Origin of the sequence: Kitasatospora sp. NPDC048239 (genome assembly GCF_043202015.1) — a bacterium.
In the GTDB taxonomy this organism is placed as follows: domain Bacteria; phylum Actinomycetota; class Actinomycetes; order Streptomycetales; family Streptomycetaceae; genus Kitasatospora.
In genome coordinates this window covers 706,620-728,963 of sequence record NZ_JBICZP010000004.1, presented here as the reverse complement: position 1 = coordinate 728,963, position 22,344 = coordinate 706,620, and the positions used below count along the sequence as shown (strand labels likewise).

At 76.8% G+C, this 22,344-nt stretch carries 8 protein-coding genes and 1 rRNA gene; 3 read left to right on the top strand and 6 right to left on the bottom strand.

What is annotated here, in order from left to right; genetic code table 11:
• Window positions 1–85, top strand: a 5S ribosomal RNA gene (rrf, locus tag ACGFZP_RS14780); the annotation flags it as partial.
• Window positions 86–346: 261 nt separating this feature from the next.
• Window positions 347–3,772 carry an amino acid adenylation domain-containing protein gene (locus ACGFZP_RS14775; protein WP_392932200.1) on the top strand — a complete coding sequence of 1,142 codons (3,426 nt, stop codon included), beginning with the start codon at window positions 347–349 and terminating at the stop codon, window positions 3,770–3,772.
• Window positions 3,773–3,910: 138 nt separating this feature from the next.
• On the opposite strand, the gene ACGFZP_RS14770 is transcribed toward ACGFZP_RS14775, so the two are convergent.
• From ACGFZP_RS14770 to ACGFZP_RS14745, 6 genes are all read right to left on the bottom strand, one after another.
• Entirely contained in the window at window positions 3,911–5,266 is a 1,356-nt protein-coding gene (locus ACGFZP_RS14770) for an MATE family efflux transporter (protein ID WP_392932198.1), read from the bottom strand.
• A 157-nt stretch (window positions 5,267–5,423) separates the two neighbouring features.
• Complete coding sequence (locus tag ACGFZP_RS14765; RefSeq protein WP_392932196.1) at window positions 5,424–6,449, bottom strand: MupA/Atu3671 family FMN-dependent luciferase-like monooxygenase; 1,026 nt, start codon at window positions 6,447–6,449, stop codon at window positions 5,424–5,426.
• The gene (locus tag ACGFZP_RS14760) at window positions 6,446–12,607 is read right to left on the bottom strand and encodes an amino acid adenylation domain-containing protein (protein ID WP_392932194.1); all 6,162 of its coding nucleotides are present in this window, start codon (window positions 12,605–12,607) and stop codon (window positions 6,446–6,448) included. The genes ACGFZP_RS14765 and ACGFZP_RS14760 overlap by 4 nt, the downstream gene beginning before the upstream one ends.
• Window positions 12,608–12,612: 5 nt before the next feature.
• On the bottom strand, window positions 12,613–16,098 hold the full coding sequence (locus tag ACGFZP_RS14755) for an amino acid adenylation domain-containing protein (RefSeq protein WP_392932192.1): 3,486 nt from the start codon (window positions 16,096–16,098) through the stop codon (window positions 12,613–12,615).
• The gene (locus ACGFZP_RS14750; protein ID WP_392932190.1) at window positions 16,095–18,653 is read right to left on the bottom strand and encodes a beta-ketoacyl synthase N-terminal-like domain-containing protein; all 2,559 of its coding nucleotides are present in this window, start codon (window positions 18,651–18,653) and stop codon (window positions 16,095–16,097) included. The genes ACGFZP_RS14755 and ACGFZP_RS14750 overlap by 4 nt, the downstream gene beginning before the upstream one ends.
• Window positions 18,650–21,829, bottom strand: coding sequence for an amino acid adenylation domain-containing protein (locus ACGFZP_RS14745; protein WP_392932188.1), 3,180 nt, complete (start codon window positions 21,827–21,829; stop codon window positions 18,650–18,652). The genes ACGFZP_RS14750 and ACGFZP_RS14745 overlap by 4 nt, the downstream gene beginning before the upstream one ends.
• Before the next feature lie 102 nt (window positions 21,830–21,931).
• Here ACGFZP_RS14745 and ACGFZP_RS14740 point away from each other — a divergent pair, with 102 nt between their 5' ends.
• Window positions 21,932–22,276, top strand: coding sequence for an acyl carrier protein (locus ACGFZP_RS14740; protein WP_392932187.1), 345 nt, complete (start codon window positions 21,932–21,934; stop codon window positions 22,274–22,276).
• Window positions 22,277–22,344 lie beyond the last annotated feature (68 nt).

Sequence of the window (22,344 nt, the reverse complement as noted above, 5' to 3'; positions counted from 1 at the left end):
TTACATTCCGAACCCGGAAGCTAAGCCTCACAGCGCCGATGGTACTGCAGGGGGGACCCTGTGGGAGAGTAGGACGCCGCCGAACAATCATTCCAGAGAAGCCCTGACCGGTCACCGGTCAGGGCTTCTCTGCATTTCCGGACGCTGATTTCCAGGCGTTGATTCCCGGATGATGTCCAGGCGGTGCCGCCCGGGGTCGAGCGGGTGCCGACCAGGCCCGGGTGGGGTGGCCGCGCCGGGCCGGCGGGGGTGGGCCTTCGGGTACGGCTGACGTGGCGGTGGAGCGTATGTAGCATTTCACATGTCACAGATGATGGGATGATCGGCCGTCCAGGAGGCAGTACCCGTGCACGATCCGTTCGACGACCCGCGGCGGCGCTACCAGGTCCTGCGCAACGACTCCGCCGAGTACTCGCTGTGGCCCGAGGAGCTGGCCGTCCCGCACGGATGGTGGGCCGTGCTGAGGGACACCGGCCGGGACGAGGCGCTGGCCGCCATCGACGCCTGGCCGGCACCACCTCGCGGCCACACCAGGGATCAGGCCCACGACCGGACGCCCGCCTCGGCCAGGGTCCTCGACCCCGTCGAGGCGGTCGCCCGGCACGCCGTCGACCGGCCGCAGGACATCGCCGTGCTGACCCGGCACCGGGCCGGAGCCGTACGACAGTTGACGTACCGGCAGCTCGACCGGCGGGCCGCCGTGCTGGCCGGCCGGCTGGTCGCGCACGGGGTCGGGCCGCGGGACCTGGTGGCCGTAGCCCTGCCGCGCGGCCCCGAGCTGGTGGCCGCCCTGCTCGCCGTCCTCCGCGTCGGCGCCGCCTATCTGCCGGTCGACCCGGGCTTCCCGGCGGACCGGACCGCGCTCACGCTCCAGGACGCGGCCCCCCGGCTGTTGCTCACCGACCGCGCCGGGGCCCACCGCCTCGCCCCGGACGGCCTGGCCGCCCTGCTGCTCGACGAGGCGGACGCCACCCCGGACGGTCCGGTGCGCGCAGCGGGGGAGCCGGTGGCTCCCGAACCCGACCTGCCCGCCTACGTGTTGCACACCTCGGGCTCCACCGGCCGCCCCAAGGGCGTGGTGATCAGCCGGGGCGCCTACGCGCACGCCCTCGCCACCCTGGTCGACCGGCTGGGCATCGGGCCGGGGCAGCGCGTGCTCGCCTCGACCACCGTGGCCTTCGACATCGCCGGCCTGGAGCTCTTCGGCACCCTGCTGGCCGGTGCCACCGTCGTCCTCGCGGACTCGGGCCAGGCCGGCGACCCGGTGGCGCTCGCCGAACTGGTCGCCGCCACCGGCGTGCACGTCGTCCAGGCGACCCCCTCGCTCTGGCAGGCCCTGCTGGCGGGCCGGCCCGAACGGCTGCACGGCGTCCGGGCGCTGGTCGGGGGAGAGGCGTTGACCCGCGAACTCGCCGACCGGCTGCGGTCGGTGGCGGTGAGCGTCACCAACCTGTACGGGCCGACCGAGACCACCATCTGGTCGCTGACCGCCGAGGTCGACGCCGGTACCGGGCCGCCCTCGATCGGCTTGCCGCTGCCCGGCACCGGCGTGCGGGTGCTCGACCAGGACCTGCGACCCGTCCCGGCGGGCACCGAGGGCGAGCTGTACCTCACCGGCCCCACCCTCGCCCGGGGCTACCTCGGCCGGCCGGGGCTGACCGCCACCCGCTTCGTCGCGGACCCGGCCGGGGTGTCCGGCGGCCGGATGTACCGCACCGGCGACCTGGTCGCCCTGGGCCCCGACGGCACCGCCGAGTACCGGGGGCGGGCCGACGACCAGATCAAGATCCGCGGCCACCGGGTGGAACCCGGGGAGATCGCCGCCGTCCTGCTCGCCGACCCGGCGGTGGCCCAGGCGGCCGTCGTCGCCCGGGGCGCGGCCCCCGAACGGCTCGGCCTGGTCGCCTACCTCACCCCGGAGCCCGCCCCCGGGCAGGAGGCGGCGGCCACCACACGGCTGCTCGAACGGGCCCGGCGCGCGCTGCCCGGCTACATGGTCCCCGCCGCCCTGGTCTGGCTGGACCGCCTCCCCACCACCCCCGGCGGCAAGTTGGACCGCAAGGCGCTGGCCGGGCCGCGGTACGCCCCGCGGCTCGCCGCCCGCGCCGGGGGCCGCCCCGCCGAGGGGCCGCTCGAACCCGCCGTGGCCGAGCTGTTCGCCGAGGTGCTCGGCACCGGACCGCTCGGCGCCGACGACGACTTCTTCGCCCTGGGCGGCAACTCCCTGCTGGCCGTCCGCCTGATCGCCCGCCTCGACGACCGGCTGTCGGTCGAACCGACCCTGCGGGACCTGCTCGCCGCGCCCACCGTGGCCGACCTGGCCCGGCGGCTGGCCGTGCTCGCCGACCAGGCACCCGCGCGGTCGGCGGGCCGCCCCGGCGCCAGACCTGACGCCGGGCCCGCAGACGGGTCCGGCGAGCAGCCAGGCCCGGACCCCGAGCGCCTCCCGCTGACCGCCAACCAGCGCCGGCTCTGGTTCATCGACCTGCTGGACGGCCCCAGCCCCCGCTACAACCTGCCGCTGGCCGTCGACCTGGCCGGACCGCTGGACTCCGCCGCCCTGTGGGACGCGCTGGCCGACGTGACGGACCGCCACGAACCCCTGCGCACCCTGCTCCCCGACGAGGACGGCGACCCGTACCAGCTGGTCGTGCCCGCCGCGCTGGCCCGTCCGGAGCCGGTCGAGCACCACGTCTCCCCGGACGGGCTGGAGGACCGGCTGCGGGAGGCCGTCCAGGAGGTCTTCGAGGTGGCCACCGACCTCCCGCTGCGGGCCTCGCTCTGGCACACCGGGCCGGACCGGGCGACCCTGCTGCTCCTGCTGCACCACACCGCGGCCGACGGCTGGTCCACCGGGCCGCTGCTGCACGACCTGCTCACCGCCTACCGGGCCCGGCTCGCCGGCCGCGCCCCCGAACTCCCGCTGCTGCCGCTGCGGTACGCCGACCACGCCCTGCGCCGGCACCGCGCGGACCGGTCCGGGACGGACCCGGCCGGCGCCGGACGGCACGACGCCTTCTGGCGCACCGCGCTGGCCGGACTGCCGGCCGAGCCGGCCCTGCCCACCGACCGGCCCCGGGCCGGGGACGACGGGAGCACCGGGCGGATCCCGCTGGACGTCCCGGCCGCCCTGCACGAGGGGTTGGCCGACCTCGCCCGCCGGCACGGCTGCACGGTCTTCATGGTGGTGCACGCGGCGCTGGCCGGACTGCTCGCCCGGGCCGGGGCGGGGACGGACGTGGCCATCGGCACGGTGGTGGCGGGCCGCCCGGAGCGCGACCTGGAGAGCCTGGTCGGCTTCTTCGCCGAGACCCTGGTGCTGCGGACCGACGTCTCCGGCGACCCGTCGGCGGCCCGGCTGCTGGCCCGGGTCCGGGAGGCGGACCTGGAGTTCCTGGCCCACCAGGACACCCCGTTCGACCGGGTGGTGGCGCTCGCCGCGCCGCCCCGGGCGAACGGGCACCACCCGCTGTTCCAGGTGCTGCTGGCGTTCCAGGTCGAGCCGCCGCGGCTGCCCGAGTGCCCGGGGCTGACCGTCCGGGCGCGTGAACTGGGCACCGGCACGGCCAAGGTCGACCTGCTCTTCACCCTGACCGAGCACGGCGACCCGGTCACCGGGCGCCCGGCCGGGATCACCGGCGAACTCGACTACGCGGCCGGGCTCTTCGAACCGGCCACCGCCCGCCGGCTCGCCGACGGCCTGCTCACACTGCTGCGGGCCGCCGTCGAGCAGCCGGACACACCGCTGTCGGCGGTCGAACCGGGGCGGTGACACGACCAGGCCCTTTCCGGCCGATCCTGCCGGGCGCGCGACGCCGGGTTGGATCGGCCGGACGCGACCAGGCCCGCGCCCCCGGGGAGAGGGGGCGCGGGCCTGGTGGTTTCCCCGGGCGGCCGGGCGGCGGGCCGATCAGGCCGCGGCGGGGACCGCCTGACCGGCGACCGCGATCGCGCTGTACCGGCGGAAGCACCAGCCCTGGGCGGCGACCAGGGCCAGATTGACGCAGGCCAGGGTGGACCAGAGCGCGGTGAGCCCGCCGTAGGCGGCCGCCGGACCGGCCGCGAAGGCCAGCACGCCGTAACCGGTGGCGAAGCAGAGCATGCTCGGCAGCGTCCGCCGGACCCCGATCAGCCCGAAGCCGAACAGCGCCTGCAGGGCGTCCGCCAGGGTCGCGGCCAGCACCAGCGGCAGCAGGTCGACCAGACCGGTCCGCACCTGCGGGTCGGTGCTGAACACCTCCAGCACCGGGCCGCGCAGCACCGTCAGGACGGTGGCCAGCAGCAGCACCGCCCCGGCCGCCACGACGAGCCCCGAGCCCACCCCGGCCCGCACGCCCGGCAGGTCCTCCTCCTTCAACCGGTCGGCCACCAACGGGATGACCGCCTGCCCCACCGCGACGGCGGCGGTGAAGACCAGGTTCACCAGCGACACCGCGACGCTGTGCACGGCGGCGTCCTGGGTGCCGATCCGGGCGGCCGAGAAGGCCAGCACCCCGAGCACCGCGAACTTGATCAGCACGGTCGCGGCCAGCGGGATCCCGACCCGGGCCAGGCCGAGCACCTCGGCCGGCTGCGGCCGGCCCAGCCGCAGCGGCTGCCCGCCAAGCTGGGGGACCCGGCGCAGCGCCACCTGCGCGACCACGGCGCTGATCAGCCCGGAGGCGAGCATCGCGATCCCGGCGCCGTTCAGGCCGAGCGCGGGCAGCGGGCCGGGTCCGCCGACCAGCAGCAGCGACAGCACCACGGCGGTGGCGGTGCCGGCCAGCCCGGAGCGCATCACCACCCGGCTGCGGCCCAGTCCGATCAGCGCCGAGGCCGCGGTGGTGGAGAGCGCGACCGTCAGCGTGTCGAGCGCCAGCAGCAGGGGGAAGAAGCCGAGCCCGTCGACGGTCTCGTCCGGGACCCCGCCGAGCCGGGCGATCAGCGGCACCCCGGCGACCGCGAGCGCCCCGAGGCCGCCGGTGGCCACGGCCAGCCACATGCTGTTGCGCAGGACGGACAGCAGCTGCCGGGGGTCGTCCTGGTGCTCCGTCACAAAGGGCATCACCCCGCGCTGGGCGCCGGCGATCGCGGCGGTGGCCGGGCCGAACACGGCCATGGTCACCCCGAGGCCCGCCAGCGAGGCGGTGCCGTGGTGGCCGAGGACGGCGGTGTCCACGAGGGCGCCGGCCGAGGCGGCGATCATCGTCAGATAGAGCGGCAGCGCGGCGCCGGCGATCCTTCTGATCCGCTCCCCGGCGGTCCGCGGTCCGTCGTTCGTTGTCACCGGGTTGCTCCTGTCGGTCGGTCAAGGTCGGTAGAGATCAGCAAGGTCGGTCAGGTCGGTCAGGTTGGTCAGGGTCGGACGGCGTGTCGGGTCGAGCCGAGCCCGGGCCGGGCCGCGGTGCCCCGTGCTGTGCGCGGTGCCGTGCCGCGGCCGGGGGTCACAGCCGCTCGCAGCGGCGACGCAGTTCGGCCAGGTTGTGCAGGCCCTCCAGCACCGCGTCGGTGCCGATGCCGAAGTCGATCAGGCAGGCGATCTCGTCGACCCCGATCTCGGCCAGCGACTCGACCAGCGGCAGGGCGTCCTCTACCGAGCCGAGCAGGCAGCGCTCCCGGGAGAAGTCCCGGTAGGCCAGCTCCAGCAGCTCGTCCATCGCCTCCGGTGAGGCGTCGGCGCCCGGCCGGGTGTTCAGCCCGAACAGGTTGAGCGAGGAGCGCATGTACGCCAGCAGCGGCTCCCGGGCGCGGGCCAGTGCCTGTTCGCGGTCCGACCCCAGGTGGGTGTGGACCATGACGGAGACCCGTTCGCGCTCGGGACCGTGGCCGTGGGCGGCCAGCGCGTCGGCGTACCCGGCGAGGTTGTCCTCCAGCTGTTCCAGCGACTGGCCGAGCAGGTGGGTCAGCACCCCGGCGCCCGTCTCGCCCGCGAGGGCGTAGGTCTGCGGGGAGCCCGCCGCCGTGATCCACAGCGGCAGGCCGCCCCGCGCGGGCGTCGGGTAGGTGCGGACCCGGTGGGTGCCGCCGCCGGGCCCGGGCCGGTCGACCTCGCCGCCGGACCAGAGCAGCCGCACCTTGTCGAGGCCCTTGCGCAGTTCGGCCTTGGCCGCCGCGAAGCGCTCGGGGGCGAGTACGAAGTCCTGCGGGTTCCACCCGGAGGCGAGGGCGATCTCGGCCCGGCCCCCGGAGATCCGGTCCACCACGGCCCACTCCTCGGCGACCCGCAGCGGGTCGTGCAGCGGCAGCACCACGCTGCCGGCCCGGACCGAGATCCGGCGGGTGACGGCGGCGACGGCCGCGCCGGTGACGGCCGGGTTGGGGAAGGGCGCGCCGAAGGGGTGGAAGTGCCGCTCCGGGGTCCAGACCGCGGAGAAGCCCTCGGCGTCGGCGAAGGCCGCGGCCTCCAGCAGCAGCCGGTACTGCTCGTCGGGGTCGTCCCCGTTGGCGAAGAAGAACAGGCCGAACCTCATGACTCCTCATCCGGGGTGGTGGCCGAGGGCAGCCCGTCGGGGCGGGCCTGCGGGTCGAAGAGCAGCGCGTAGAGCGCCTCCCGGTACGCGGCGGTGAGCGCGTGTGCGTCCGCCCCGCCGGGCCGGGAGCGCGCCCGCACCAGGAAGCCGTCGGGGCCGTCCACGACGGAGAAGCGCGTCCGCTGCCCGGGTTGCAGCGGCTCGGGGCCGACCCAGTGGACGGGGTGCCCGGCGAACAGCGGCTCCCCGCCGTCGTCCCAGGCGTAGTTGAACACCAGGTCGGCCCGGCCGGCGGCGGCGAGCCGCGGGTCGGCGGCCGCGAGGTCGGCGAACGGGACCGGCCGGGCCTCCTCGATCCGTGCCAGCAGCGCCCGGACCGTCGCCAGGACGGCGGCGACCGGTTCGTCCGGGCGGACCGTCACCGGCAGCGGCACCACCTCGGCGAAGGCGCCGACGCTGTCCTCCAGGCCGGCGGCGGCCCGGCCGTCCCACGGCAGGGCGATCCGGGGTGCACCGGTGCCCGCGGTCCGGGCGGCGGCGATGGCGAAGGCGGTCAGCTGGAGGGTGTACGGCGAGATCCCCAGCCGGGCGCCGGCCTCGCGGACCGCGGTGTGCAGGCCGGAGTGCGGGGCCCACTCGGCCTCGGTGTCCGGGGCGTCCGTGCCGGCGGCGTCGGACGGGGCGTCCGGGGTGTCGGGCCCGGCGAGCAGCTCGTGCCAGATCTCTGCGGCGCGCTTGGCCTCCTCGCCGTCGGTCAGGCCGTCCCGCCAGGCCAGCTGGCGCAGGAAGCCGTCGTCCTGCGGGCCGAGCGCCGCCGGATCCCGGTAGGCGGTGGCCAGTTCCTGGACCAGCGTGAGCAGGCCCAGGCCGTCCAGCGCCAGCGGGTGCACGCTCAGCGCGAGCAGCGCGGGCCCGTCCGGCGGGGTCGCGAGCACCAGCCGCAGCAGCGGGTCGTGGCGCGGGTCGGGCGCCAGGCCGCGGGCGGTCCGGTACAGCCAGTCGGGCCGGTCGGCCGGGCGGACGGCGGGGCCGGGCTCCAGCACCGGCACCGCGTCGTCGAGCGCCTCGGCCGGGCGGACCGTCAGCTCGCCGCTGTCCGCCGCGACCGACAGCCGCAGCGCGGGATGGCGGCGCAGCAGCGCCCGGTACGCCAGGCGCAGCGCCTGCGGGTCGGGGTGCGGGCCGAGCTCCAGGACGAAGCTCTTGCCGCCCGCGGTGGCCTCGGGCCGGGCCGCCGGGCGCAGGCCGGCCGGGAGCCGCGGGGGCGGTCCGCCCGCCGGCAGCTGGACCCTCGGCCGGGGCAGGCCGGGGGCGGGTTCGGCGCCGTGCGGGGCCAGCCGGCGGGCCACCTCCTCGGCGGTGCGGCAGCGGTAGAACTCCGCCACGGAGAGTCCGTGCGCCGCGGGGAAGCGCTCGCGCAGCCCGTACAGCACCCGGATGGCCAGCAGGGAGTGGCCGCCGACGGCGAAGAAGTCCGCGTCGGCCGCCAGGTCGGGGCGCTCCAGGACCCGGCGGAACAGCGCCAGTACCTCCCCGGCCGGACCTGCCGGAGCTGCCGGACCTGCCGGAGCCGACAGGTCCGCGGAGGCGGCGGGGGCCGGGCGGCCGGGGGCGGGCAGCAGGGCCGGGACGACCTTGCCGTTGGCGTTCACCGGCAGCGCGTCCAGCACCGTGAAGGTGGCCGGGACCAGCGCCGACGGCAGCTCGGCCAGCAGCCGTTCGCGGACCGCCTCGACCGGCGCGGTGGCCACCAGGTAGGCGTCGAGCCGCCGTTCGCCCTCCTGCCCGGCCACCACCAGCGCCACGTCCCGCACCCCGGGCACCCGGCGGATCGCCAGGTCCACCTCGGAGAGCTCCACCCGGTGGCCGCGGATCTTCACCTGGCCGTCCTCGCGGCCGAGGAACTCCAGCTCCCCGCCGGGCAGCAGCCGGGCGCGGTCGCCGGTGCGGTACCAGTCGAGACCGTCGGCCCGCCCGAAGCGCTCGGCGGTCTGCTCGGGCAGCCCGAGGTAGCCGTCGGCGACGCAGACCCCGCCGATCCGCAGCTCGCCCACCGTCCCGTACGGCACGTCGAGGCCCGCCTGGTCGGTCAGCCGCAGCACGGTGTTGGGCAGCGGCCGACCGATCGGCGCGTACCGGGGCCAGTCGGCGGGCGGGCCCTGGAAGCGGTAGGAGGTGACCACATGGGTCTCGGCGGGGCCGTAGTTGTCGATCAGCCGGCAGTCGGGCAGCCCGTCGAAGAAGGCGAGCACCCCGGCGCCGAGGCGCAGCTGTTCGCCGGTCGCGGCGATCTCGCACAGCGAGGCGAACGGCTCGGGGTCGTCCTCGAACACCGCCGCCACCGAGTTGAGCAGCGAGACCGGCCAGATCGCCTTCTGCACCCGGTGCCCGGCGATCAGGTCGGCGAGCAGCTCGTGGTCGTAGCGGGTCTCCTCGTCCGCGACGTGCAGCGAGCCGCCGCCGCAGAGTGCGCCGAATATCTCGTGGAAGGCGGCGTCGAAGCCCAGTGGGGCGAACTGCAGCCAGCGCAGCCCCCGGTGGTAGCCCTCGGTCTCCCAGTGGATCAGGTTGGTCAGCGCCCGGTGCGGGAAGGCGATGCCCTTGGGCCGACCGGTGCTGCCGCTGGTGTAGGTCAGGTAGACGAGGTCCGCGCCGCCGACGGAGGGCAGTTCGGCGGGCGCGGGCGCCGCGGCCAGCTCGGCGAGCGACGGCAGCACCAGGGGCTCGGCCTCCGGCGCGAAGGCGGCCGCCTCCGGCTGCTCGCAGAGCACCACCGCCGGGGTGCAGTCCGCGGCCATCATGGCCAGACGGGCGATGGGCAGCCCGGGGTCGAAGGGGACGGCGACGGCGCCGGCCCGGACCACCCCGAGCAGAGCGGCCACCGCCGGCACGCCCTTGGGCAGGACCAGGCCGACCCGGTCGCCGGGGCGCACCCCGTGTCCGGCCAGCAGCCCGGCGACGGCGGCCGAGACGGCGGCGAGCCGCCCGTACGTCAGCTCCGTCCCGCCGCCGGCCAGGGCGAGCCGGTCCGGCTCCCGGTCGGCCCAGCGGGCGAAGACCTCGTGCACGGGCGGCTGCGGCACCTCGGCGACCGGCCCGCGCAGGGCCTGGGCCGTCCGGCGGGCGAGGGCGGGCGGCTCGGCCGGCCACGCGGCGACGGGCTCCCCGGGCTCGGCGGTGAGCCGGTCCAGCAGGTGGGTGAAGCAGTCCCGCCAGTCCTCGACGGCGGCCCGCTCGAAGCGGTCGGTGTCGTAGCGGAACCGCCCGCCGAGCCCGCCGTCCGGGTCGAACCACCAGTCGAGCGACAGCTCGTAGGGGCTGCCGCCGCGGTCGAACGGCACCGGGTGGGCGGTCAGCCCGGGCGGTGCGGGGGGCGGGCCGGACTCGCCGCCGAGCATGTTGAACAGCACGTCGAACAGCGGTGCCTCGCGCTGGTCGGCGGGCTGTCCGAGCCGGCGGACCAGCAGCTCGTAGGGCAGGTCCTGGTGGTCCAGGGCGGCCCGCAGCCGACCCGCGGCCCGGTCGACCAGCGCGGTGAAGTCCTCGGCGGGGTCGAGCCGCAGCCGCAGCGGGAGGGTGTTGACGAAGTTGCCGACCAGGTCGCGGGTGCGCGGGTGCTGGCGGCCGGCCACCGGGGTGCCGACGACCAGGTCGGAGCGGGCGCCGAGCCGGCCGAGCAGGACGGTGAAGGCGGCGAGCACCACGGTGAACGGGGTCACCCGGCGGCGCTCGGCCAGCGCGCGGACCTGGTCGGCGGTCCGCTCGGGCAGCGAGAACTCCAGCAGCTCGCCCCGGTAGCGGGGCTCGGCGCGGCGGGCCCGGCCGGGCAGCTCCAGCCGCTCGGGCGGGTCCGCCAGCTCGGCGCGCCAGAACGCGGCCTGCAGCTCGGCCTCGGCGGAGTCCGCCCAGTCGGCGACGGACCGGGCGTGTTCGGCGAACAGGCCGGCCAGCTCGGGGAGTTGCGGTGCGGGGGCGCCGGTGCGCCGGGCGTAGCAGGCGTACAGGTCGCGCAGCAGCACCTCGGTGGAGTGGGCGTCCGCGCAGATGTGGTGCACCACGAGGGCGAGCACGTGGCGCTCGGGGGAGCGCCGGAACAGCCGGGCGACCAGGGCGGGCGCCGGATCGAGCGGGATCGCCGTGCCGAGCAGGTCGTTGACGGCCCGGTGCAGGGCGTCCTCGTCGGGTACGTCGACCACCGGCAGGGCGGTCGCGGCGTGCGGCAGGATCTCGAACCGCGGGCCGTGCTCGGAGCGGTGGAAGCGCAGCCGCAGCCCGTCGTGGCGGTCCACCACGTCCTGGAGCGCGCCCGCCAGGGCGGCCTGGTCCAGCGGACCGGCCAGCTCGGCGAGGACGGGGACGTGGTAGGCCTCGGCCGCGCCGGGGACTTCGTCCAGGAAGAGGAACCGCTCCAGCAGGGCCGGTACCGGCAGCGGTCCGGACTCCTCGGGGCGGGGGGCCGGTACCGGGTCGGGCGTCCGGGCCAGGGCCTCGGCCACCAGGGCGGCGAGGCGGGCGGGCGTCGGCTCGTCGAGGAAGGTCCCGAGCGGGACCCGGACCTCCCAGCGGGCCCGGGCCAGCGCGGCGATCCGCTGCGCGGTGAGCGAGTCGCCGTCGAGCACGAACAGGTCGTCCTCGGGGCCGACCTCGGGCGTCCCGAGCGCGCTCCGGAAGATCTCCAGCGCGCCGGCCTCCAGCGCCTCGGCTCCCAGGGCGCCGGTCTGTTCGGCGCCGGCCTCGGGCACGCCGGTGGGCCGGGCGTCCAGCCAGTGGCGGCGGCGGTCGAACACCCGGCGCGGCGGGTCGCCCTCGGGCAGCCGCTCCGGGCCCTCCTCCAGCAGCAGGTGCGCATTGGTGCCGCCCACCCCGAAGGCGCTCACCCCGGCCATTCTCGGCAGCTCGGACTCCCAGGGCAGCAGCTCACCGGAGACCCTGAACGGCGAGGTGGCGAAGTCGATGTGCGGATTGGTCGACTCGCAGCCGAGGGTGGGGACGAACTCCCGGTGGCGCAGCATCAGCACCGTCTTGATCAGCCCGGCGATGCCGGCCGCCGAGTCCAGGTGCCCGATGTTGGACTTGACCGAGCCGAGCAGGCAGCTGCCGCGGGCCGCGGTGGTCTGCCGGAACGCCTCGGTCAGCGCGGCGACCTCGATCGGGTCGCCGAGCAGGGTCGCGGTGCCGTGCGCCTCCAGGTGGCCCACCCGGTCCGCGCCGATCCCGGCCAGCCGGTGCACCCGGGCCACCAGCTCGGCCTGGCCGGCCACGCTGGGCGCGGTGTACCCGCTCTTGCGGCGCCCGTCGTTGTTCACCGCACCGGCCCGGATCACCGCGAGCACCCGGTCGCCGTCCGCCAGCGCGTCCTCCAGCCGGCGCAGCACCACCAGCCCGGCCCCGCTGGCGAACACCGTGCCGGCGGCCTCGGCCGAGAACGGCCGGCAGCGGCCGTCCGGCGAGACGATGCCGCCCTCGGTGTACTCGTAGCCGACGTCCTGCGGGTTGATCGCGGCGCCGCCCGCCAGCACCGCGTCCGCCTCGTAGTCCAGCAGCATCCTGGCCGCCTGGTGCACCGCGACCAGGCTGGCGGAGCAGCCGCAGTCCACCGCGAAGGCCGGACCGGTCAGGCCCAGCCGGTAGGCGATCTGGGTGGCGGTGAAACCCCGGTCGTTGCCCATCAGCACCCGGTGCCAGCCGTGGGTGGCGACCACCTCGGGGTGGCTGAGCACATGGCGCAGCAGGTACTCCGAGTGGTTGAGGCCGACCACCGTGCCGATCGCGCCGGGGAAGGCCGCGGGGTCGATGCCCGCGTCCTCCAGCGCGTGCACCGCGAGCTCCAGCAGGGCCCGCTGCTGCGGATCGGTGAGCGCGGCCTCGGCGGGGGTCATCCCGAACGCGGCGGCGTCGAACAGCGCCGGGTCGGCGAGGCTCCGGCGGACCGGGACGTGCACCGGGCCGCCCGGGGACGGCTCCGCGACCCCGGCCCGGAGCAGCTCCCCGGGCGGGACCTCCTCGCGCGGCTCCGCCCCGGCGCGCAGCAGCTCCCAGAACTCCGCCGGGGAGTCGGCCCCGGGGAACCGGCAGGCCATCCCGGTCACCGCGATCGCGGACAGGTCGTCGTCGAGCAGCTCCTCGTACGGCTGCTCGTCCTCGGGTACGGCGGACACGGCGCTCACTCCTCGATCGCGGGTCGGGCGGGGGCGGTGGCGCCGGCGGCGCGCGACCGGCGTTTGCGCAGCACCTGCTCGCGGCGGCGGTCGCCGACCGTCCGCCCGGCGGACGGCGCCTCGGGCCCGGTCACCGGCGCCTCCGGACCGGCCGGGGCCGGGCGGCGCAGCCGGGCCGCGTACGCCCGGGCCGTCGGGTAGCGGAACAGGTCGACGATCCGGGCCTCGGCGTTGACCTTCGCGCGGATCTCGGTGAGCAGCCGGGCGACCAGGATGGAGTTGCCGCCGAGCTGGAAGAAGTCGTCGTCCACGCCGGCCAGCGGCTGGTCCAGCACCGTGCGCCAGGCCGTCAGCAGCCGTTCCTCCAGCTCGTCCGCGGGCTGCGCCGCCGCCGTGCCGGGCTTCGGCGGCTCGCTGCCGGGCAGCGCGACCGTGGGCAGCGCGGCCCGGTCGGTCTTGCCGCCCGCCGTGGTCGGCAGCGCCGGGAGGCGGTGGAAGGCGGCCGGCAGGTACGGATCGGGCAGGCCGTCCGCGAGGGCCGCGCGCAGCTCCCCGGCCGGGTGGTCCCGGCCGTCCCGGGACACGTAGTGGGCGACCAGCGCCGCCTCCGCGCCGGTGCGCTGCACCACCACCGCGCAGGCGGCGATGCCGGGCACCGCGCCGAGTGCGCGCTCCACCTCGGCGAGCTCGATCCGGTAGCCGTTCACCTTGACCTGGTGGTCCAGCCGCCCGGCCAGCTCCAGGGTGCCGTCCGGCAGCCGCCGGGCGAGGTCCCCGGTGCGGTACAGGCGCTCCCCGCGGGCGTCGGTGACGAAGCGCCGCCCGGTGAGCTCCGCATCGCCCAGGTAGCCCTTGGCCAGGCCGGCCCCGGCGATCGCCAGCTCGCCGAACAGGCCGTCCGGCTGCGGGCGCAGCGCGGCGTCCACGATCCGCACCCGGGTGTTGGCCAGCGGGCGGCCGACCAGCACCGCCGCGGGCTGCTCCGGCACCTCCCAGCCGGTCGACCAGACCGTGGTCTCGGTCGGCCCGTACAGGTTGAGCACCCGGGGGATGCCCAGCTCCTTCAGCCGGGCGGCCAGTGCCTGGTCCAGCGGCTCCCCGCCGACCAGCAGCAGCCGCAGCCGGGCCAGTGCGCGGTCGCCGCCGGGCAGCCGCAGCACGCTGCGCAGCAGGGTCGGGGTGGCCTGGAGCGCGGTCGCGCCGCTGCGCTCGACGAGCTCCGGCAGGCTTTCGGCGCTCGCGCCGTCCGGCCCGGTGGCCAGCGTCTCGGCGTTCTCGGCGAGCACCACGGGGATGCCGCGGGAGAGCGTCCAGAGCAGCTCCAGCACGGCGATGTCGAAGGTCACCGAGGTGACGGACAGCCAGCGGGTACCGGGCTCCGGGGCGACGGCCCGGTCCAGCGCGGCGAAGAGGTTGGCCAGGCCGCGGTGGGCGACCTCGACGCCCTTGGGCCGACCGGTGGAGCCGGAGGTGAAGATGACGTAGGCGGTGTCCCCGGGGGCGGGCTCCTCGATCGGGCCGCCCTGCGGCGGACGCTCCGTCATGCCCGCGAGCGGCAGGCGCAGACCGGTGAAGTCCGGGCACAGCCCGGCGTACGGCCCGTCGGTGAGCAGCGCCGCACAGCCGGCGTCGGCCAGCATGCCCTCCAGCCGGGTGCGCGGGTCCGACCCGTTGAGCGGTACGTACACCAGGCCGGCGGACAGCACCCCGAGCAGCACCGCGACCAGCGCGGGGGAGCGCGGCACGAGCAGTCCGACCCGGTCGCCCGGGCGCAGGCCCGCCGCCCGTAGTCCGGCCGCCACCGCCGCCGCCCGCTCGGCCAGCTGCGCCCCGGTGAGCGCCTCGTCCCGGAACGCCACCATCCCGGTGTCCGCCAGGCTGGCCAGCCGCTCCAGCACCACCCGGTGCACCGGGGTCGAGGGGACGCCGAGCTCCGTCTCGGCGTCCCAGGCCTCCTGCCGCAGCACGTCCTCCACGCCGACCAGCGACAGCTCGCCGACCGGCTGGTCGAGGTCCTGCGCCATCGCGACCAGCAGCCGCTCGAACCAGACCACCAGGCGGCGGGCCTGCGCCTCCTCGAACAGCGTGGTGCTGTAGATGAGTTGGCCGAGGAAGCCCTCGGTCTCCTGGCGCAGCTTCAGCATCAGGTCGTACTGCGCCGCGTAGACCGGCTCCGGGGCGAAGCCGGAGCGCACCCCGGGGAGGTCGAGATCGGTGTCCGGGTAGCTCTGGTAGATGAAGATCGACTGGAACACCGGCGAGTGCGAGCTGCTGCGCTCCGGCGCGACCGCCTGGACCACCTGGTCGAACGGCAGGTCCTGGTGGGCGAAGGCGTCGAAGGCCGTCCGCCGGACCCTGGCCAGGAACTCCCGTACGCTCTCGGCGTCGTCGACCACCGTCCGTACGGTGATGGAGTTGAAGAACAGCCCGAGGGTGCGCTCCAGCGCGGGGTAGGGCCGGTTGGCCAGCGGGCTGCCCACCGCGATGTCGGCCGACCGGGAGACCCTGGCCAGCAGCAGGGTGAGCACCGCCATGAACACGCTGTAGGGGGTCGCGGCGGCCGAGGAGCAGAGCCGCTCCAGCGCCGCGGTGGCCTCGGGACCGAGCCGGAAGTCCAGCGAGTCGCCCCGGAAGCTCTGCACGGCCTCCCGGGTGCGGGCCGGGGCGAGGTCGACCAGCGGTGGCAGGTCGGCCAGCTGACCGCGCCAGAACCGGCGCTGGCGCGCGGCCAGTTCGGTGCCCAGCCACTCCCGCTCCCAGACCGCGAAGTCGGCGTACTGCACGGTCGGTTCGGGCAGGTCGGCGGGGCGGCCGGCGATCCGGGCCGCGTACAGCTCGGTGAGCTCGGAGCGGATCACGCCGGTGGACCAGCCGTCCGAGATCACATGGTGCTGGGTGACCACGAAGATCCACCGGCGGGGCCCGCAGCGGATCAGGTCGAAGCGGATCAGCGGGGCCGCGGCCAGGTCGAACCTGGTCTCGGTGACCTGCCGGATCAGCCGCTCCTCCTCCTCGGCGCCGTCCGCCTCGAACACGGTGTACGGCGTCGGGCAGTCCTCCGCGATCTCCTGGAACAGCCCGGTCGGGCCCTCCCGCAGCGCGGTGCGCAGCACCTCGTGGCGCTCCATCAGCCGGTCGGCGGCCCAGCGCAGCGCCGCCTCGTCGAGCGGCCCGGTCAGCTCCGTCGCGAAGTACATGTTGTAGACGGGGACTTCGGTGCCCAGCTGCTCGACCAGCCAGAGCCGCTGCTGGGCGTAGGTGGCGGGCAGGGCGGCGGTGCGGTCGGCCCGGCCGATCCGCACCTGCCGGCGGGCCTCCTCCTCGGCCCGCTCGCGCAGGAACTGCACGATCGCCTCGCGGTGCTCCCGGACCCGGGCGGTGAGCTCCTGGTCCAGCGCGCCCTCCGGGGCGGACAGTGCGAGCCGGCCCTCGGCGAGGGCCAACCGGGCCCCGCGCACGGCGAGTTCCTCCAGGACGTCCTGCGCGGTCACAGCTCCACCTCTTCCCAGTCGTCCCCGGCGCCGGCGTCCGGGGCGCCGACCAGCGTCCGGTACAGCCGCGACGAGGCCAGCTCGGTGTCGATCAGCTCCGCGGTGGCCTCGGCGGTCTCCGCGTCCAGCAGGTCGCCCAGCGGGATCCGCACGCCGTACGACTCGCGGATCCGGGCGAGCACCTGGGCGGCCAGGATCGAGTGGCCGCCGAGGACGAAGAAGTCGTCGGCCGGGGCCACCTCGGGCAGGCCCAGCACCTCGCACCAGATGGCCAGGACGGTCTCCAGGGTGGTCGCCCCGGGCGGCGGGTCCTGCGGTCCGGGCGGGGGCTCCGCCAGCGGGGGCCGCTGCGCCCGGCCGTCCGGGACGGCGGGGTGCCAGTGCCGCACCGGTTGGAAGGGGTAGGGCGGCGCCGCGCTCCGCCCGCCGCCGGCCGGGTGCAGCAGCTCCCAGCGGACGTCCGCGCCGCGCTCCCAGCAGTCGGCGACCAGCCGCAGCCAGCGCTCGGCGTCGCCGTCGACCGGGACGACGGCGCGGGCCTCGGGCGGCAGCGGGGCCGGCTCCTCGCCGAGGACGGCCGAGGCGGTGACGTCCAGCAGGTGGGTGGGTGAGGGGGCGGTGCCGGCGGGCAGGACGGTGTCCAGCGTCACCGAGCGGACCTCGACCTGGAGCAGGCCGGGCTCGGCGGCCGCCAACTCGGCCTCCAGCGCGGCCATCGCGCGCTCGCAGGCGCTGAGGTCGCCGCCGGGGCGGGCGGCGGCCACGGCCGTCGCGTGGTGCCCGGCGCAGCGCCGGGCGGTGTCCTCGTCGAACGCCCCGCCGAAGGCCAGCGCGGCGAACTCGCCCGCGCCGGAGGCGGCGAGGGCGGAGGGCTCGACCCCGAGTGCGGCGAGCGCCCGCAGGGCGGCGAGCCGCCGGTCGAAGCCGGGGGTGTCCGCGGTGGTGTCCGCGGCGGTGTCCGTGGCGTCGTCGCCGTCCGCCAGGCCGAGGACCAGCGGGCCGTCGACCGGGGTGGCCGGGCCGGCGGCCAGGGCCGCGGCGAGCCCGGCCGGGTCGGCGGCGGTCCAGGCGCGGCGCAGCCGGCCGGGGGCCCGGCCGCTCTGGAGCGCGCGGGCCAGCGCGGCCGGGTCGGTGCCCTCCCCGGCCAGCACGTCCCGGACGGCCGCGGCGGAGCGCTCGAAGGACCAGAGCGAACGGGCGGAGAGCGGGAGGAGCTGCGGCCCGGCGGCGGCGGGCGCCGCGGGGCGGGCGGGCGGCTGCTCAAGGACGGCGTGCGCGTTGGTGCCGCCCACACCGAGCGCCGTCACCGCCGCCCGGCGCGGTCCGTCCGAGGCGGGCCAGGGGGCCGCGGCGGCCGGCACGTGCAGGCCGCTGCCCGCGAGGTCGACCGCCGTGGTGGTCTCCCGGTGGCCGGCGGTACCCGGCACCACCGCGTCCCGGACCGCGAGGACCGCCCGGATCAGCCCGGCCATGCCGGCCGCCGCGTCCAGGTGTCCGAGCGCCGCCTTGGCGCTGCCCACCGCGCAGGGCGCGGTCACCCCGAGCCGTCGGCGGGCGGCCAGCAGGGCGGCGAGCTCGACCGGGTCGCCGAGCGGGGTGCCCGTCCCGTGCGCCTCCAGGTAGCCGATCGTCGCCGGGTCCACCCCGGACTCGGCCCAGGCGGCCAGCAGGACGTCCCGCTGCCCGTCCACGCTGGGCGCGGCGAAGCTGAGCCGGGCGGCGCCGTCGTTGTTGAGCGCCGAGCCGCGCAGCACCGCGTGCACGGTGTCGCCGTCCCGCAGGGCGTCGGAGAGCCGCTTGAGCACCACCACGGCGACGCCGCTGCCGGGCACCGTGCCGTCGGCCCGCCGGTCGAAGGGGCGGCAGGCGCCGCTGGGCGACAGCACCCCGCCGTCGACCGCCAGGTAGCCGCGCTCGTGCGGCAGCGCCACGGAGACCGCGCCGACCAGGGCCGCGTCGCAGTCCCCGGCGAGCAGGCTGCGCCGGGCCAGGTGGAGGGCGGTCAGCGCGGTGGAGCAGAGGCTGGCCACGAACACGCTGGGGCCGGTCAGCCCGAGGTGGTAGGAGACCCGCAGCGGCAGCGCGGCGGCGGTGGTGCCCGGGGCGGGCTCGGTGCCGTCGGCGGCGATCAGCGTGCCGTAGCGGTTGTCGCCGCTGCCGCAGAACACGCCGACCCGGCCGAGGCCGTCGCCGCCGGCCCACCCGGCGTGCTCCAGGGCGTGGACGGCCTCCTGGAGCAGCAGCCGCTGCTGGGGGTCCATCGCGGCGGCCTCGGCGGGGGCGATGCCGAAGTATTCGGCGTCGAAGAGGTCGACGTCCGCCAGCTCGCCGCCGACCGGGACGTAACGCGGGTCCGCGGCCGGGGCGTCCGGGCCGTCCTGCTGGTCGGTGAACCGCTGGACCGCGCCGCCGTCGCGCAGCAGCAGCTCCCGGTACTCGTCCAGGTCGCGGGCGCCGGGGAACCGGCAGGCCAGGCCGACGACCGCGACGGCGGGGCCGGGCGGGGGGCCGGGATCGTGGGCGGCGCCCGGCCGCCCGTTCGCGTGCTCGTTCATGAGGATCCTTCGTGCTGGCCGGCTGCCTTCAGCGCCTCGGCGACGGCGGCGACGGTGGGGGACGAGAACAGGTCGGTGATCGGCAGGACGGTGCCGAACTCCGTGCGGAGCAGACGGTGCAGGCGGATCAGGGTGAGCGAGCTCCCGCCCAGTTCGAACAGGCTGACGTCCCTGGGCACCTGCTCCGGGCCGGTGCCCAGGGCCTCGGCCCAGCGGACGGCGATCCGGCGCTCGGTCTCGGAGCGCGGCAGGTCGGCCGGGCCGGGCGGGGCGGCGGGCGGCGGTGCGGGCAGCGCCCGGGTGTCCACCTTGCCGCTGCCGGTGAGCGGGAACGCGTCCAGCGGGACGAGTGCGCCGGGCCGCAGCGCGGCGGGCAGCCGCTCCGCGAGGTGGTCGCGCAGCCGCTCCCGGGTGCCGGGGTGCTCGCCGAGGAAGTAGAGCGCCAGCATCTCCTCGCGGCCGGCCGTGACCAGCCGGGCCACCGCGTCGCGGACCTCGGGGTGGTCCAGCGCCACCGCCCGGATCTCGTCCAGCTCCAGCCGGATCCCGCGCAGCTTGACCTGCCCGTCGGCCCGGCCGAGGAACTCCAGGGTGCCGTCCGCGCGCCGCACGCCCAGATCGCCGGTGCGGTAGAGCCGCGCCTGCGGATCGGGGTCGAAGGGGTGCGGGACGAAGCGCTCCCCGGTGAGCTCCCGGCGGTTCACATAGCCGTCGGCCAGCGGCACCCCGCCCACCCAGAGCTCGCCGGGCACCCCGGCGGGCAGCAGCTGGCCGCCCCGGCCGAGGACGTGGACCTGCGCCCCGGCGGCCGGCCGGCCGATCGGGACCCGCCCGTCGGGCCCGTCGGCGGGGACGGTGTGGGAGGTGACGTCGATCGCGGTCTCGGCCGGTCCGTAGAGGTTGACCACCGGTGCGCCGAACCAGCGGGCCGCCCGTTCGGCGACCGCCGCGTCCAGCGCCTCGCCGCCGCTGAAGACCCCGCGCACCGGGCTGCCCCCGGTCGGCGCGGGCTCCGCGAGCAGCGCCTTGAGCAGGGTCGGGACGAACTGGACGACGGTGACGCCCTGCGCGGCGATCTCCGCGGCGAGGGCGGCCGGGTCGCGGTGCGCCCAGGCGGGGGCGACGACGATCGAGGCGCCGACGGTGAGCGGGGCGAGGTACTCCCACACCGACGCGTCGAAGACCGGCGGCGTCTTGAAGTGGAACCGGTCGGCGGCGGTGAAGCCGAAGGTGTCGGCCTTCCAGCGCAGGTTGTTGGCCAGCGCCCGGTGCGGCACCCGGACGGACTTGGGCAGGCCGGTGCTGCCCGAGGTGGTGATCACATAGGCGGCGTCCGCGGGCCCGGGCTCCTCGGCGTCGAACCCCGCGGCGTCGAACCCTGCTGCGTCGGGGTCGGGCTCGGCGGGGTCAGGCTCGTCGAGGGCCACCGCCGGCAGCCGTCCGCCGAGTGCGGCGGCGTCCTCGGCCGTCTGGACCAGCACGGCCGCGGCATCGGCGTCGGCGAGCACGAAGCCCATTCTGGTGCGCGGGAGTTCGGGGTCGACGGGCAGGAAGGCGTGCCCGCTGCGCAGCACCCCGAGGGCGGCCGTGACGTACCCGGCCGAGCGCGGCACACAGAGGGCGACGGTACTGCCGCGCGGCAGGCCGAGGGCGTGCAGCCGGCCCGCGATCCGGGCCGAGGCGCGCTCCAGCCCGCGGTAGTCGAGCCGCTCCCCGCCGGCCAGGACGGCCGTGTTCTGCGGGGCGCGCCGGGCGTGCTCCAGGAAGGCGCGGGTCACCGGGACGAACGCGGCGGCGGCCGGCCCGTGGGCCAGCGCGAGCACCCGCTCCCGCTCGGCCCGGGGCAGCAGCTCCACCCGGGCGGCGGGCGGGTCGACGCCCGCCGCGATCCCGGCCAGCGCTTCGAGGACCACCCGGAAGGCCGCCGCGATGGTGCCGGCCTGCTCGTCGGTGTGCCGGTCCCGGCGGTACTGGAGGCGGGCCCTGGTCCGCTCGCCGGCCACCTCGACGGCCAGCAGCAGGTCGATCTTGCCGGTCTGCGGGTGGATCGGCACCCGCTCCACGGCGATGCCGGGCAGGGTGAGCTCCTCGGCGCCGACATCGTGGACGGAGAGCATCGCCCGGACTTCACCGCCGGCGATCCGCAGCGCCCGGTGCATCCCGGCCAGCGGTGCGCCCTGGTGCTCGAAGCCGGCCAGCAGCTCCTCGCGCACCTCGGCCGCGTAGCCGGAGAGGCTGCGGTCGTCGAGGTCCGGGGCGCGCAGCAGCAGCATGTCGGTGAAGAGGCCGACCGCGTCCTCGTGGTCGGCCCGCCACGGGTCGATGGCGGGGTAGGAGACCAGGACGTCCGCGGCCGCGGAGAGGTGGCGCAGGGCCAGGCAGTAGGCGGCCATCAGCACGGTGAACAGGGAGCCGCCGGTGGCCGTGACGGCCGGGGTGAGGTCGGCGGGCAGGTCCACCACCAGCTCGCCGGCGGGGCCGTCGGTGTCGCGGCCGGTCCGCGCCGCCGCCCCGGTGTCCAGTCCGGTGACCCGGGCCGTCCAGAACGCGGCGCCCTCGGCGGTCTCGGCGTCGGGCCGGGCGAACCTGTCCCGCTGCTCCAGGGCGTAGGCGAAGTAGCCCTCCTCCGGGGGCTCCCCGGTGCCCGGCGCGGGCGGCTCGGCGCAGTACCGGGAGAGCTCGGTCAGCAGCATGGCCACCGAGGGGGCGTCCACCGCGACATGGTCGAACACCAGCAGCAGCAGGGCCTCGTCGGGGGCCCAGCGGAACAGGTGGGCGGCCAGCCGCAGCGGCGCGGCCGGGTCGAACGGCAGGGCGGCGGTCCCGGCGAGCAGCTCGGAGGCCTGCTCCCGGGTGGTCGCGTGCACGGTCAGCACCGACGCCGGCGGCGGCTGGACGAACTGGAGCGGCCCGCGCTCCGGGCCCTCGGGCGGTCCGCCGGCTGATCCGCCGGCTGATCCATCGACCGGTCCGTCGGCGATCGCGGTGCGCAGCACGGGATGGCGTTCGACCACGTAGCGCAAGGCCTGGTCGAGTACCGGCGGGGCGATCGGACCGGTCAGTCGGAACGCCAGCGGGATGTGGTACGAGTCGGCGGTCGGCGCCATCAACTGGGCCTTCCAGACCGTCTCCTGTTGCTGCGTCAGGGGAATCCCGGCGCCATGTGCGACATGCATCGGCCACCTCCAGCTCGATACAATGTCACACATCAGATGTCACGTTGGAGTGGCGTCGGCGATTGTGGTGTACGCCACAGAAGGAACAGGGGGCACACGAGAATGAACCAGCAACAGCCGGGTGAGCAGGGCGTTTTGGACGAGCAGGGCCTTTCGGGCGAACAGGGCGCCCCGGCCGCGCAGGGTCGGGAGGACGCGGCGGGCACGCTCTGGCAGGAGCAGAGGGGGACCGTCCGCGGCGTCTGGGAGCAGGCCCTCGGACACCAGGAGTTCGGCGACGACGAGAGCTTCTTCACCGTGGGCGGCCACTCCCTGCTCGCCGCCCGGGTCGTCGCTCGGATCAACCGTGCGGCGCCGGCCCGGATCACCGTCCGCGACCTCTTCAACCACCCCACCGTGGGCGGCCTCGCCGACCTGCTCGCGACCCGGGCCGCCGCCGTCGCCTGACCCGGGCGCCCGGGTCGGATGCCCGGGCCGGATGCCCGGGCCGGCGAGTCCGGCCCGGGGTGCTCGGG